This window comes from Synechococcus sp. R55.2 (genome assembly GCF_047462075.1).
Lineage (GTDB): Bacteria > Cyanobacteriota > Cyanobacteriia > Thermostichales > Thermostichaceae > Thermostichus.
This window is the reverse complement of sequence record NZ_JANSIH010000444.1, coordinates 1-14,296: the sequence shown is the minus strand read 5'-3', so window position 1 is coordinate 14,296 and position 14,296 is coordinate 1. Positions and strand designations below refer to the sequence as shown.

9 protein-coding genes are annotated in these 14,296 nt (G+C 57.4%); 6 read left to right on the top strand and 3 right to left on the bottom strand.

Annotated features, from left to right (window positions below):
* The first annotated feature begins 215 nt into the window (after positions 1–215).
* Positions 216–4,328, top strand: coding sequence for a hypothetical protein (locus NW838_RS15110; protein WP_414428322.1), 4,113 nt, complete (start codon positions 216–218; stop codon positions 4,326–4,328).
* 27 nt (positions 4,329–4,355) lie between these two features.
* Here the strand turns inward: NW838_RS15110 and NW838_RS15105 are convergent, their stop codons facing one another.
* The 3 genes from NW838_RS15105 to ffh are packed head-to-tail and all read right to left on the bottom strand — an operon-like array spanning position 4,356 to position 7,397.
* Positions 4,356–5,417, bottom strand: coding sequence for a histidinol-phosphate transaminase (locus NW838_RS15105; RefSeq protein ID WP_414428321.1), 1,062 nt, complete (start codon positions 5,415–5,417; stop codon positions 4,356–4,358).
* A gap of 48 nt (positions 5,418–5,465) precedes the next feature.
* Positions 5,466–5,924, bottom strand: coding sequence for a tRNA (cytidine(34)-2'-O)-methyltransferase (locus tag NW838_RS15100; protein ID WP_414342486.1), 459 nt, complete (start codon positions 5,922–5,924; stop codon positions 5,466–5,468).
* Positions 5,925–5,933: 9 nt separating this feature from the next.
* Positions 5,934–7,397, bottom strand: a complete 1,464-nt coding sequence (gene ffh, locus NW838_RS15095; RefSeq protein WP_011431929.1) for a signal recognition particle protein — start codon at positions 7,395–7,397, stop codon at positions 5,934–5,936.
* A gap of 166 nt (positions 7,398–7,563) precedes the next feature.
* Here ffh and NW838_RS15090 point away from each other — a divergent pair, with 166 nt between their 5' ends.
* The 5 genes from NW838_RS15090 to NW838_RS15070 all read left to right on the top strand — a co-directional run bounded on the left by NW838_RS15090 (position 7,564) and on the right by NW838_RS15070 (position 14,122).
* Complete coding sequence (locus NW838_RS15090) at positions 7,564–9,012, top strand: carotenoid oxygenase family protein (RefSeq protein ID WP_414428320.1); 1,449 nt, start codon at positions 7,564–7,566, stop codon at positions 9,010–9,012.
* Positions 9,013–9,589: 577 nt separating this feature from the next.
* Positions 9,590–10,552: a hypothetical protein gene (locus NW838_RS15085; RefSeq protein WP_414384062.1), complete on the top strand. Its 963-nt coding sequence runs from the start codon at positions 9,590–9,592 to the stop codon at positions 10,550–10,552.
* An 82-nt stretch (positions 10,553–10,634) separates the two neighbouring features.
* Positions 10,635–10,925 (top strand): hypothetical protein, encoded by a 291-nt coding sequence (locus NW838_RS15080; protein ID WP_414331448.1) that lies wholly within the window; start codon positions 10,635–10,637, stop codon positions 10,923–10,925.
* Positions 10,926–10,992: 67 nt separating this feature from the next.
* Entirely contained in the window at positions 10,993–12,720 is a 1,728-nt protein-coding gene (locus NW838_RS15075; protein ID WP_414428319.1) for an ABC transporter permease, read from the top strand.
* A 28-nt stretch (positions 12,721–12,748) separates the two neighbouring features.
* Positions 12,749–14,122, top strand: a complete 1,374-nt coding sequence (locus tag NW838_RS15070) for a nitrate/sulfonate/bicarbonate ABC transporter ATP-binding protein (RefSeq protein WP_414428318.1) — start codon at positions 12,749–12,751, stop codon at positions 14,120–14,122.
* Positions 14,123–14,296: the final 174 nt, after the last annotated feature.

Genomic DNA, 14,296 nt, shown 5'->3' with positions numbered 1-14,296 from the left:
AGGGATTGGGATAAAGCCCGCACCCTGCGCATAGCGCGGGTGTCGGGTAGTTTACAAAAGCTTGAATCGAGATGTTTTGTGAGTTTGCAAATGGCTACATAGGTAGTTGTGGGCTACGTGGGGATTATGAAAAAAATTAAGACTTTTGGCACAGCGGCAATTTTCGCCAGTAGTCCGGCACTAGGATGGCTTCCAGGTATACCCAGCGAGATCCCATGTATGTATATTGCCCGGAGGAATTTCTGGGAAGCAAAACCCAGTGCAACCTAGAAGCATTGATAGAACGGCTGGAAGAGGGGGGTCGCACCCTTTTGAGCCAGTTGTTTGACGTTCGTTACCCTTACTGGAAGCGTAATCTCCGCAACAACATTCGCTTGGTGGGGGAGCTGCGCTATGTAGGCGAGGTACCCGTTCTGGTTTTGTTTGGCCTCTGGCCGAGAGGCAGTCACGAATACCGGGAGTTCTTAGACCGACGGCGAGATCCGGATTATCAAGAACGGGTGCGGAGCTGGGTGCCCGATGACCGTTTGCAGGCGTGGCTGGCGCAGCGGCACGAACCAGGGGATCCGCCAAACCATCTCCCCCCTCTGCCCGACGAGCTGTATGAATGGACACAGTTCTTGAATGCTCCCAATCCGCAGGAGCGGCTGGTGTTGGAAAGTGGGGAATGGGTTCGGCAAGTACGGGCCCTTTCTCCAGAGCAGCGGCGCCAGGCTTACCAAGCAGTATCCCGCTTGGTATTGGTAGATGACATTGAAGGCAGGCTCTACCGGCAGCTCCCGCCGTTTTATCTGAAGGCAGAGGTCAAATGCTGGCAGGAGGGATCCCTGTATCTGGCCGTCAGCTTGGTACAAGCGTGCGAGCAGCCAGGGAGATTGTTTCCATTTCTCATCGGGGTTTACGACCACGCCCCAGAGCAAAAGGAACGGTTTGAGCTGGGATGCCAAACCTGCCTCTTTGGGATGAAAGCCAAGCAGCCAGACATTCTCCAGCACCCGCAACCTTTGGAGGTGTGGAAGCGGTACGCCCGTCGCGCCTACCCCGACTACATGGTGATGGATGAGACCATTTGGTTGGAAATGCAGGAGATCACAGAGGGAAATTTGGCTTTGTCCATGGAGGAGGAAGAAATCCTGCAGAGTACATCCATGCCCCTACTGATCAACGGAAGGGCCGGGAGTGGCAAATCTCTGATGTTGTACTACCGCTTTGCCGACTATTGCAGCCACTACCTCAAAACTTCAAAACAGAGACCTCTTGAGTACCGCCCTCTCTTTTTGACCTATAGCCCCAGTTTGGTGCAGCAAGCCCGCGACAGGGTAAGTTCAATTTTGCGCATCAGCCACCGCTATCGGGAGAAGGGGTGCAGCTTCTCCACGGAGGAAATTCAGCAATGTCAAACTTTTTTTAGCACTTTTCAGGATTACCTGCTGAACTGCCTTCCTGCCGAGCGGCAAGAACGCTACCAACCGGATCGGTATGTCAATTTTTATCGATTTCAGAGCTGGTATTGTGGTCGCCGCGATGTAGAGCTGGCTTGGCACACCATTCGCACGCTGATCAAAGGCTATGAGGTCAGTGACTATTTGGATCCCGATAGCTACCGAGAATTGCCTGAGGCCGACCGCAGTGTGGATGAAGAAGCCTTCGAGCAGATTTACGAAGAGATTTGGCCAGGCTACCGGGATCGAACCACCCATGAGGGCTACTGGGATGACCAAGATTTGGCCAGAGATGTGCTGCAAAATGGCACTCTTAATCCTATTCATCCAGTCATTTTTTGCGATGAGGTTCAGGACTTTACCCAACTTGAGCTGAATATCATTTTTTGCTTATCTCCTTGGGGAAAATACAAGTTGGATTGGGCTATTGAGCGCCTGCCCTATGCCTTTGCCGGGGATCCCTTGCAAACCATTAACCCAACGGGATTTCGTTGGGCTGCTCTGAAAAAATATCTCTACGAGCATATCCGCGCCTACTTGTTGCCGAGCCATCCCTTTGAGATTGCAGGCCCGCAGGAGCTGAGAAACAACTATCGCAGCAATCCACAAGTTACTCGTTTTAGCAATGTAGTCAACCTGTGGCGGCGAGTTCTCAGCAAGAGTCGAGAAATCTATCCCCAACAGCCCTGGCGTCCCCATGAGCAGGGCATGCCGGTTCAAAGGTTTGTGCTGGATGGTCAGGAAAGAAACTTAATCGAAGATGAGCTTAGAAAAATGCTTAGTGATCTCACAGGAACAGTCTGTATCTTACCCTGTCCTGTGGGAGAGGAGCTGAACTACGTGCGTCAGGATCCCGAACTCCAGAAGATCTTTGCCGAGGAATTGAAGCAGAATCTTAAACCACCGCTCCTGCAAACTGCTACGTCTGTTAAGGGAATGGAGTTCAAAAAAGTTATCCTCTACAAGTTTGGAAACGCCTATCGACAAAACTTTAACCGGCAGCTTAATTATTACGCCCGAGGAGCTGGGGAGGCGATATCCCTGCAACTCCATTATTTTCTCAACCAATTGTATGTCGGCATTACCCGCCCCATCGAGGCCCTGGCCATTGTGGACACCTCTGCCGGTTGGCGGGAGTTCTGGGATCCAAGCTTAGAATCCAACTCTTGGCTCGATCATCCTTCTCTGCAACCGGATCGGTCGGAATGGGAGACCGACCCACCGGTATTGGGTTACCCTGTCAAAGGCATCAATATCCAGTACTGGACCAATACAAGCTTGGAAGATCTGCAGGAGGCAGCTCTTGAGCTTCTCAGGCGCGGCATCGAGGAGGGCAACCTCAAACTTCTGGAGGATGTTCAAACTCTGGCGCGGAAGGCAAAAAAACCACCTCTAGAACAGGAATGTCAGGCCTGGCTCCTCAAGCTCCAGAGGGATTACGTTTCCGCAGGGCAAAAGTTCCTGAGCCTGGAGCAGTCTGCTTTGCCCAACAAAAATCTTAAACGAGAAGCCTGGGAGTGCTTTTGGAGAGGGAAGGCCTGGTTGGAGCTGCAGCGTAACGCCGCCTACTTTGCTGGATGTCCTGGGATCCCAGACTACAGCCCCTTGGTGGACTTGATGGTGGCGACCCAAAGAACCTCTGTCAAGTCTATGGAGCGCTTCCGACAGGTGGTGCGGGTGCGAGATTGGCTGAGCGTTGAAGTCAGCCCCAAAGATAGGGACTTCGTCCCGCTTACACGAACGGATTCCACCTGGAAAGAGTGTGTACAGCAATTTTTGGCAGAGCTTGAGCAAGTTCTCAACAACTTGGGAACTTTCTGCCCCCAGGAAGAGGCCCGCAGCTGGTTTTTGCAAGAGACCCTTGAGGCTTTGAAGGGACGTCTGGCCTTTCTCGGCCAGCGGCAGCTGTTCGCGAATCAGTACTACAAGATTTGGGGTATCTGTCACTTCTATCGGCAGGAATTTGAGCGGGCGGTAGAGGTTTGGGATCAGGGGGGCCAAACGGAGCATTCCCCCTACTACCGGGCCAAGATCCACCTGGAACCCCTTCCCGGCAAGGTGAGGTGGCTATCCAAAGACCGCCAAGACTCGGTGGTGCTGGACCGATGGCAAGAGGCAGGACGTCCCCTCACAGGCGAGTGGGCAGAGTACATCGGCGACGTCGTCACCAGTCTGGAGCGCTTGAAAGACTGGCCGCTGATGCTGCGAGTTCTGATCCAGTGCCGAGAGTGGGAGAAGCTCTGGAAAACGGTGCAGGCCCATCCTCAGGCGTGGCAGCGGGGACATGACTACGAGCTGGTGGCTGCCATGGCCCGGGATATCCGGACCAACTGGGAAGACTTGAGGCGCAAATCCCCTGGGCTGCGAGATTTTCTGCAGGAAGTGGTTACCAGCACACAGATGGAGCGGGCCTGGTGGCTACAGCCCCTGGAGGTAGGCTTGGCTTGTGAGCGATTGGGCCACTACCGAGACACGCTCAGGTTTTACGAGCGCTTCACCGAAAGCAGAACCGGCAGGCTGACCAGGCAGCAACGCTCTCAAATTCGGCAGCGCTGGCTGGTGACCCACCAAAGGTATCAAGAGGTTCTCCAAGCGGAGGGGCGCCCAACAGATCGTTTGGCGGAGGAGTTTCGACAGGCTCAAGAGCGTTGGAGGGAGCAGCTGCCCCAGGCAGAACCTGAGCTGGACGAACGGGATCCCTGGGCGTTTGACTTTGTGGAGTACCCCAGCCCTGTCCAAAGTTGGCTGCTGCAGCGGGCCCAAACCGACACCCAGAGCCGACTCAGAGCGGAAATCGCCCAGGCGCTGGAGCATCTGGACGAACGACACTTGCAGCAGGTGCACAGCTTGATCCAGCGCTTTTCGCGCGCCGACCCATCCACCTAGGCTGGCTCCGAACGCAGGCCGGGAGGCCTATTGCAGGATTTGGCGCAGGCGCTCCAAGGCCCGTCGGTTCTCTTCAGGGGTGCCCACCGTCAGACGCAGCCCCCCACTCGTGTAGCGCACACCAGTCCCCAGCTCCTGCCAGGCCCGCTGCAGCTCTTGGGGATCCCAGCCGGCCACCCGGAAGTAGAGGAAGTTGGCTTGGCTGGGCCACACCCGCACCCCTGGCAGCTCCTGCAGAGCTTGATAAAGGGCTTCCCGCTCCTGACAAATTAGCGTCACGTCGGCCAAAAGCTCCTCGGCATGCTCCAAAGCCATCTGAACCGCCCACTGAGAAAGGGCCGTGAGGTTGTAGGGCAGGCGGATCCCATCCAACACTTGCATAAGCTGTGGATGACCCACAGCATAGCCCACCCGGTGGGCCGCCAGGCGAAAGGCTTTGGAGAAGGTGCGCAAGATTACCCAGTTGGGATGCTCCGCCAATTTGGGCAGGGCTGTGTGCCGGCTGAACTCAAAATAGGCCTCATCCAAAATCACCAGAATCTCTTCGGGCAGCCCTTCCACCCACTCCCACTCTGCAGCCGTCAGGCCATTCCCCGTCGGCGAGTTGGGATCCACCAGGCACACCACCCGAATCGGATGCTCCCTCAAAGCCTGTTGACATCGCTCTAGATCCAGAGCAAACGTCTCCGGGTCGCGGGGAACCCGCACCACCGGGATCCCCAGGCTCTGGGCCAGGATGGCGTACATGGAGAAGGTGGGCTCTGCCACCAAAATGCCGCCCCGCCCGCCCAGACAGGTGGCAATCAGCAGGGAGCGGATCAGCTCATCCGACCCATTGCCCAGGCTGATCTGCTCTGGCTCCGCTCCGGCATAGGCGGCGATGGCCTGCTTCAGGCCCCGGTGGTGGGCATCGGGATAGCGGTTGCTGGGGATCCCCTTTTCCCAAAGGAGGGAGAGCTTCTGCTTAAAGCCCGCCGGCCAATCGAGGGGGAACTCATTGGCATCCAGCTTGTCGGCAGCCGGGGCTGGCACAGCGTCGTAGGGCTTGAGGTAGAGCAAGTCGGGGCGCAGATACTGCAGAGCACACATCTTCCTGACGGGGAGAAGTAGCTATTATATCAGGGCCAACCCGACCACTTATTCTTTTGTCAGGGATCCCTGCTGACGTAGCGCCTCAAAAAGGGCAATCGCTACGGCATTGCTGAGGTTCAGGCTGCGCACCGGCCCCCGCAACGGAATGCGCACGCTGGGATAGGTTTCCAAAAACATGGGATCCAACCCCCGGCTTTCGCTGCCGAACACCAACCAGTCTCCCGGCTGATAGGTTACTTCCGTATAGAGGGCTTTGCCGCGCACACTAAAACACCAGAACCGGGCCTCAGGGTGGGCCTGCACCAGAGCAGACCAAGAGGGGTAGCGATACAGTTGGACGTGCTGCCAATAGTCCAGCCCCGCCCGCTTGAGGTAGCGATCCGAAAGGCGAAACCCCAGAGGATCCACCAGATGGAGAGGCGTATCGGTGGCTGCACAGGTGCGGGCGATATTCCCCGTGTTGGCCGGGATCTCTGGGGCAACCAAAACAACGTGGAAGGGCATAGTCCTATCCTACTTGCCCCCAAATCCGCGGTTGCCGCCCCCTTTTTTGCCCCCACCTTTGCCCGGCTTGCGGCTGGGCTGTTGCCGAGAGGGAGAGGCCGTTGAACGTCCGCGCCAACTGGGATCCCCGCCGGGAAGAGAGGTACGCCCACCCCCCCAACCCATACCGGGAAAACCGCCACCCATGCCCATGTTGCGCATCATGTCGCGCATGCGTTGAAAATCACTGACCAGTCGGCTGACATCCTCCAGCTTGTGGCCAGATCCGCGGGCCACCCGTCGTTTGCGGCTGACGCTGCGGGCCAACAGATCCGGGTTGCGCCGCTCTTCGGGGGTCATGGAGTTGATCATGGCTTCGGCGCGGGCCAGTTGGTCTTGTCCCTTTTGCAGTTGTTCCTCGCTGATTTTGCCCATCCCTGGCATCAGTCTCAGCAGCCCTGCCAAGGATCCCATGCGTTTAATTAGGCGCATCTGCTTGAGGAAATCGGTGAAATCAAACTGGGCAGTCATCATCTTCTCCGCCATGCTGGCGGCATCTCCCAGGTCGATTTCCTCTTGAGCTTTTTCCACCAAGCTGAGGATATCCCCCATACCCAGAATGCGGGAGGCCATGCGATCCGGGTAGAAGGGATCCAGCGCTTCCACCTTTTCGCCAACACCGATGAACTTGATGGGCTGACCGGACACTTGGCGAATGGAAAGGGCGGCCCCACCGCGGGTGTCCCCATCCAGCTTGGTGAGAATGGCCCCAGTGATGCCCAAGCGCTCGTGGAAGGCTCGGGTAAGGCTGGCTGCCTCTTGGCCGATCATGGCATCCACCACCAGCAGGATCTCGTGGGGCTGCACCGCCGCCTTGATCCGCTCCAGCTCTGCCATCATCTCCAGGTCAATCTGCAAACGACCGGCAGTGTCCAAAATCACATAGTCGTAGCCCTGCTGCCGGGCCGTCTCCACCCCCTGCCGGGCAATCTCGACGGGATCTGCTTTGCCCAGGTCGAAAACGGGGATCTGAATTTGCTGGCCCAGCGTCTTGAGCTGGTCGATGGCCGCCGGACGGTAGATGTCTCCGGCCACCATGAGAGACTTCTTGCCCTGCTTGCGCAAATACAGAGCCAACTTGGCGCAGGTGGTGGTTTTCCCGGATCCCTGCAAACCGGCCATGAGGACAATGGTGGGAGGCTGCTCCGCTTGGGCAATGGGCACGTTGGCTTCCCCCATCACTTTCACCAGCTCGTCGTGGACGATCTTGATGAACTGCTGATCCGGTGTCACCCCCAGGATGACCTCGGATCCCAGGGCAGCTTCCCGCACATCCTCGATAAACTGCTTCACCACCTGCAAGTTGACATCCGCATCCAGCAGGGCTCGCCGCACCTCCCGCAGAGCTTCTTGAATGTTGGTTTCGGTGATCTTGTCCTGGCCGCGCAGCTTTCTCCAGGCCAATTCCAACTTCTCGGAGAGGGCATCAAACATGGGTACTGTGAATCCTGTCAGGCGCTTTGGGGGCATTTCCTACCATAGTCGAATCGGGGCGACTCCATCTTGGGGATCCCAACCAAGGTGGCTATCCGGGCCCAGAAAAACTGGCGACTTCACAAAAGTTTAAGCAACAATAGAGGGCGTTGCATGCAGATCTTCCATGGTCAGCGTCGCTTCCCTTCCCTACAGCACCACCGACTGGCAATTGGGCTATCGCTCCCTATCCCAGGAGTACGACTATTGGATTACGGAGATCGAAGGACGGATCCCGGCAGGGTTGCGGGGAACCCTGTTTCGCAACGGCCCAGGCAAGCTGGAGGTGGGATCCCAGCGCTACGGGCACCCGTTCGATGGCGACGGCATGGTCTGCGCCATCACCTTTGTGGAGGGGAAGGTTCATTTTCGCAACCGGTTTGTGCGCACCCGCGAGTTTGAAGCAGAGGAAAAAGCCGGTCGGGTGCTTTACCGAGGGGTGTTTGGCACCCAAAAGCCGGGCGGCTGGTGGAGCAACTTTCTCGACTTGCGGTTTAAAAATCCCGCCAACACCAACGTCATCTACCAGGGAGATAAGCTGCTGGCCCTGTGGGAGGCCAGTGCCCCTTACCGGCTGAACCCGGCCACCTTGGCCACCGAGGGGATCGAAACGTTTGCAGGAGGGATCTCAGCCAACCAGCCTTTCACTGCCCATCCCCGGCGGGATCCCCACACGGGAGATCTCATCGCCTTTGGGGTGCGGGCTGCCCAGAACTCCACGTTGCTGTTTTACCGTCTGGACTCGCGCGGGCGCTTGGTGGAAAAGCGGGATTACCGCCTGCGGGGCTTTGCCTTTCTGCATGATTTTGTCTGGACACCCCGCTACCGCATCTTTTTCCAAAATCCCTTGGCTTTCAATCCCCTGCCGTTTGTGTTGGGCTGGCAACCGGCGGGCACCTGTTTGACCTTGAAACCGGGGGAGCCGACCCGCATCTGGCTCTTTCCCCAGGGCGATAAGCCGCTGCAACTGGAAGCGGAGCCGGGGTTTGTTTTCCATTTTGTCAACGGCTACGAAGTCGGGGATCGGGTTGTGGTGGATGCCGTCCTCTATGAGAACTACCCTGCCCTGGAGCCGGATGCCGATTACCTGCAGATTGACTTTGCCCAAATTCCAGCGGGCAAGCTGTGGCGGTTTTATCTGCATCCCAAGGCGGGCAGTGTGCGCCGAGAACTGCTGCTGGATCGCTCGGTGGAGTTTCCGGCCATCCACCCGGCTCGAATGGGGGGATCCCACCGCTACATCTACATCGGGGCCACCCATGCTCCTGGCCCCAATGCTCCTCTGCAAGCCATCCTCAAGCTGGATACCGCCACAGGCCGCACGCAGCAGTACAGCTTTGCCCCCCGCGGCTTTGTGGGAGAACCGGTGTTCATCCCCAATCCAGAAGACCAGGGAGAAGAGGCAGGGTGGATCGTGACGGTGGTTTTTGATGCGGCCAGCCAGCGCTCTCAAGTGGTGATCCTAGAAGCAGCCGACCTGACAGCCGGCCCGGTTGCGCGGATCCCATTGCGGCACCACATTCCCTATGGCCTACACGGCAGTTTTACTCCCCAGGTGTGGGTAACGCCTGCCTAAGCGATGAGCTTCAAGATGGCTGAATGGATCCCCTTGGCTGAGGGAATGCAATCCAGCCCTTAGAGAGCCCTGGGGATCGGCCAGTTGGATCCCGGCTGTGCAAAAACACCTCTATTGGCTCCAGTCAGCGTTGCTGGAAAAAACTACAGGTACTCTATTCGTTTCAGCTTAGGGTGAGACGCCTGGGCTACTGAGAAAAGCCTTCTGGCTCTGCACCTTCAATGTTTTGGGTGTGAGTATAATGTCCTAGTTCGAATCGAAATGACCATAAAGATGAAATGGTTCTGTCTGGGGGATAAACATTCTGCGGCCTGAGAACCATTCCCTTGGAACAGTTGCTAGTATTGGCTACACGTCGGCTACAGTGTTGACAACTGCTGGCTCCCCAGTTCCCGACGAGGGCACCTGCTGGGAGTTTGTCAATGGAAGCAGGATGGAAAGACGCTGTTGGGCGTTGTTAGGCTAGTGAATGGTGTGTTGAGCAGGTCTTGGGTCAAGAGCAAAGTTATGGCCTGTTTTTGCAACGGTAAATGTCTGCCGCCGAGCACTCTGAATTGACAGCAACGGAACCGTCACAATGTCCTCCGATCTGAGACCTCCCTTTCGACCGGTACGGCCCCCCAGACCCAGCTCAACGGGTGAGGCCAAGGGATCCCTGTCGTCGGCAAAAGCTCAGGATCCTGGTGCTGCTCGCGACAGCGGGACGGAGTCCTTGCAGCCCGTTGTCAGCACCACCGCTACCTTGGGGGAAAAGAAAGCGGCAGAAAGAGAGCGAGTCTGTCTGGAACCCATCCCGCCGCCTGGGGAGAAGATGCAATACCGAGCCATCGGCCTCATCGAAGGGCAATACATCCCCTCCCCAGAGCACTTTACCCGCGGGATTTTGCGCACCTCGGATGGCTTGGATCTCAATGCCGTATTGCTGGGCCGGGTGATGAGCCTGGTACGGAAGCACCTGAAGCCGGAACGCAACTACCTGTGGGTGGTTTATCCTCGCACCCGCGACAAAACCGAAGATCTGCACGTGCAGTTGCTGGGGGTGTGGGCCCCAGAAGAAATGGGGCGAACTCTCCCCGAGGGATCCCGTCCAACAGTGGTGCCGGATTGGTTTTCCATCCGGGGCGAGGTCGTTTTTCAATCCCAGGAGAAAGGGTTCATCATTGTCAAGATCCGTCAATCGGGCAAAAAAGCTTCCGCCAACTCTCCCTCTCAGCGAGTCCAGAAGGATGGAGCCGCAGCCCCCAAGCCCCAAGCCTTCAAATTGCGCCTGATTGGATCCCTGCCGGGCAAAGGGGTAGGCAATTTCTGGGATCTGCAGGTGCGCCGCCGTGGATCCCTGCTCTATGTGGAGGCGGGCACTCCCATCGGCCCAGTACTCAAAACGCCGCCGCGCCCACGCCTGAAGCGTTCCCCCCCCCAACCCAAAGCTAGGAAGAGTTCCACCCCCTCGACACGTGGGGAAGCGTCTATTCAAGAGCCGTTTTATCCTCTGCGAGATCCCACAAAAGTACCCAAGCCGGTTAAGAGAAAACGCCCATAAACTGGGCTAGTAGATCCTGCTTTAATGGAGCTTTTCATGTTGACCTTCTTGTTGTGAACCATTCTTTTACCCTGGTTAGGCCGTGGCAGAACCAACTCCTCCCAACAAACCTCCCAACAAAGATGAATTCATTTCGCCTCGCTATCCCTACTGGGGCGAAGTGAAGCCGCAGAACCTAGTTTTTGATGCCAACCTGCAGGAATTTAGCAATAAAGTGTCCTTGATTTGTAGCTTGGAAACCGGGGGCAAAATTACCCCGGAAGAAGCCTACCGGCAAATCAAGGAGCTGTGGAAACAACTCAAGCAGACCAAAAAAGCCATCTTGGACGATCCCCAGTGGAAGGAGTCTCCCCCCGACTTGCCGGAAGAGTAGCCGGCTGGATCCTGGCTAACCGCAAACGGTGTACACTGGGCGCGGATGCCGGGCTTGGTCAGGGAAGATGAGGACTTTTCCTTCTCCGGAGGCGCTGCGTCGGCTGCCAGCGGGGGCTGCCGATGGGGCCATCATTCTGGGCACGTTGGTTCTCCTGGCCTTGGTGGCGCAGGTGGGGGTAGGGGCTTTTGAGCGGTTTCAGCCCCCGGCGGTGGTGCCCCGGATCGACTTGGATCCGCGCAACCTGCCCTACTATGCGGCCCGCTCCACCTTGCGCATGTTCATTGCCTTGGCCTTTTCCACCCTTTTTACCTTGATCTATGGCTACATTGCTGCCAAAAGCCGCTGGGCCGAGCGCATTTTGATCCCTCTGTTGGATGTCTTGCAATCGGTGCCGGTGTTGGGATTTCTCTCCATTACGGTTACCGGTTTCATTGCCCTTTTTCCCGGCAGCTTGCTGGGGCTGGAGGCGGCTTCTATCTTTGCCATCTTCACCAGCCAAGTCTGGAACATGACCTTTTCCTTCTACCAATCCCTGCGCACGCTGCCTCAAGAGTTGGTGGAAGCGGCTACCTTGTATCGCCTGTCGGGGTGGCAGCGCTTTACCCAGTTGGAAGTGCCGGCGGCAATGGTGGGCCTCATCTGGAACGCCATGATGAGCTTTGGCGGAGGGTGGTTCTTTGTGGCAGCCAGCGAAGCCATCAGCGTGCTCAACCAGGAATACACGCTGCCGGGCCTGGGATCCTATGTGGAAGCGGCCGTCCAGGCGGAGGATCTGCCCAAGCTGGGCTGGGCGCTCCTGACCATGGCCGGGGTGATCCTGCTGGTGGATCAGCTCTTCTGGCGACCTTTGGTGGCTTGGTCGGATAAGTTTCGCCTGGAACAGAGCAGCGGGGCTGCTGCCCCCGAATCCTGGCTGTACGATCTGCTGACCACGGCGCGGATCCCGCGGCTGATCGGCAGTTGGCTGTCCCCCTTGGCAGAGTTGGTGGATCGGCTGTTGTCCCACTTAACTCGCCCCCGTTGGGTGGATCCCCTTAGTCCTGAGGTCGAGCGACGCCGCGAGCGGCTGCTGACTCAGCTTTCCTGGATAGCTATTGGCGGCATTGGGATTTGGATTGTTGATTTTGTGGCCACCACTGTGGGCTTTGGGGAGGTGCTGCTGAGCTTTGGGCTGGGGATCCTCACCTTGCTGCGGGTTAGCGTGTTGCTGGTGTTCGCCACGGTGATCTGGACTCCCATTGGGGTGGCCATTGGCTTTAATCCAAAGCTGGCAAAACTGCTGCAGCCGGTGGTGCAATTTCTGGCAGCTTTTCCCGCCAATTTCCTCTTTCCTTTTGCCACGTTGTTTTTTATCCGCACCCAGATCAGCATTGAGTGGGGCAGCATTTTGCTTATGTCGCTGGGAGCACAGTGGTATATCCTTTTCAACTCCATTGCCGGTGCCCAAAGCATCCCCACGGACTTGCGAGAAATGGCCGTGGATGTGGGCTTACGAGGATGGCAGCGCTGGCGAAAGCTGATCATTCCAGGGATCTTTTCCGCCTGGGTCACCGGGGGAGTCACGGCCAGCGGCGGCGCTTGGAACGCCAGCATTGTCTCGGAGATTGTGGCCTGGGGATCCACCACCCTGACGGCTACGGGGTTGGGCACCTACATTGCCGAGGCAACCTCGGTGGGGGACTGGCCCCGCATTACCTTGGGCATTGGCATGATGAGCTTGTTTGTGGTGGGCCTTAACCGCCTCTTCTGGCGACGGCTGTATCGGTTGGCAGAAGAAAAATATCACCTTTAGTCTTTTCAGTTTCTGAGGCAATCTCTCTATGAGCTCTGCAGCTTCCCCCGTTTTAATTGAGGTTGAGAAAGTCTACAAGCGCTTTCCTTTGCCAGAGGGCAAGGGGGAGTTTACCGTTTTAAGCCAAATTGATTTGCAAGTGCGGGCAGGGGAGGTCTTGGCTCTGCTGGGCCGCAGCGGCAGTGGCAAAAGCACCCTTTTGCGCATCATGGCGGGCCTGATCCCCCCCAGCCAAGGGCGGGTGCTGAGCAACGGCCAGCCTCTACGCGGGCCTAACCCCGATGTGGCGATGGTGTTTCAGAGCTTTGCTCTCCTACCCTGGCTGACGGTGCAAGAAAATGTGGAGCTGGGGCTGCAAGCCCGAGGGATCCCCCGCGAGATCCGCCGGCAAAGGGCCCTGAAGGCCATTGACCTGGTGGGCTTGGATGGGTTTGAGAACGCTTACCCCAAGGAGCTTTCGGGGGGGATGAAGCAGCGGGTGGGCTTTGCCCGCGCCTTTGTCTTGGAGCCCAAGGTGCTGTTTATGGATGAGCCTTTTAGCGCTTTGGACGTGCTGACGGCGGAAAACCTGCGGGGGGAAATTGATGAGCTGTGGAATGCGCAAGCCTTCCCTTCCCAAAGCATCCTCATCGTTACCCACAACATCGAAGAGGCGGTGTTTTTAGCGGATCGGGTGGTGATTCTGGGATCCAACCCGGGGCGGATCCGGGGGGAGGTGAGAATAGATCTGCCGCGGCCCCACGAGCGCACGGATCCCCGCTTCAAGTCCTTGGTGGACTACATCTACGAGATCATGACCAACCCCGAAATTGCTGTTACCGGAGAGGTGGCTCTGCCTGCGCTGGCTGGTGATAAGGCCACTTCCCCCTATGCCCTGCCTCTGCCCCATGCACGGGTGGGCGGGATCAGCGGTCTGCTGGAGTTGATCGTGGAGTGGCCGCAAGGGCGGGCGGAGATTGCCGATTTGGCCGAGCGGCTGCAACTGGCCGTGGACGATCTGCTGCCGATTTTGGATGCGGCGGTGCTGTTGGGCTTTGCCGAGGTGGCCAGCGGGGTGGTGCAACTGACCGAAATTGGCCAGGACTTTGCCAACACCACCATCCTGCGCAGCAAGGATCTCTTCCGACAACAGCTATTGGCACGGGTTCCCGTGTTCCGCAGCATCTTGCAGACCCTGGAAGAAAAAGGCAGCCGCTCCATGCGGGCGGATTTCTTTTTGGATCTCTGGGATGAACATTTCCCCCACGCTGAAGCCGAACGGCAGTTTGCCACCGCCATTGACTGGGGACGCTATGCGGAGCTATTTGAGTATGACGCCTCGGAAGAACGGCTCTACCTGCCGGAGCCAAGCGAGAGCTCCACTGCTCAAAAGCCTGTCGGTCTCAACTCTCGTTCCGACTGAAGCGCATCTGGCTCTGCCTTTTTCAAAGCTGCATCGTAGAGCGGAGGTATGGCGCCAATTCCAGAAAGTCCCAAAATCTACCACATTACCCATGTAGACAACTTGCAAGGGATTTTGACATACCCCCCCGCTTTTAGGCAGGGGATTCTTGTTACTGGTTCTGCGACAGCACTT

Coding starts and splice junctions, on each gene's coding strand:
- NW838_RS15110 (WP_414428322.1), top strand. CDS start 216: ATGTATGTATATTGCCCGGAGGAATTTCTGGGAAGCAAAACCCAGTGC.
- NW838_RS15105 (WP_414428321.1), bottom strand. CDS start 5,417: ATGTGTGCTCTGCAGTATCTGCGCCCCGACTTGCTCTACCTCAAGCCC.
- NW838_RS15100 (WP_414342486.1), bottom strand. CDS start 5,924: ATGCCCTTCCACGTTGTTTTGGTTGCCCCAGAGATCCCGGCCAACACG.
- ffh (WP_011431929.1), bottom strand. CDS start 7,397: ATGTTTGATGCCCTCTCCGAGAAGTTGGAATTGGCCTGGAGAAAGCTG.
- NW838_RS15090 (WP_414428320.1), top strand. CDS start 7,564: ATGGTCAGCGTCGCTTCCCTTCCCTACAGCACCACCGACTGGCAATTG.
- NW838_RS15085 (WP_414384062.1), top strand. CDS start 9,590: ATGTCCTCCGATCTGAGACCTCCCTTTCGACCGGTACGGCCCCCCAGA.
- NW838_RS15075 (WP_414428319.1), top strand. CDS start 10,993: ATGAGGACTTTTCCTTCTCCGGAGGCGCTGCGTCGGCTGCCAGCGGGG.
- NW838_RS15070 (WP_414428318.1), top strand. CDS start 12,749: ATGAGCTCTGCAGCTTCCCCCGTTTTAATTGAGGTTGAGAAAGTCTAC.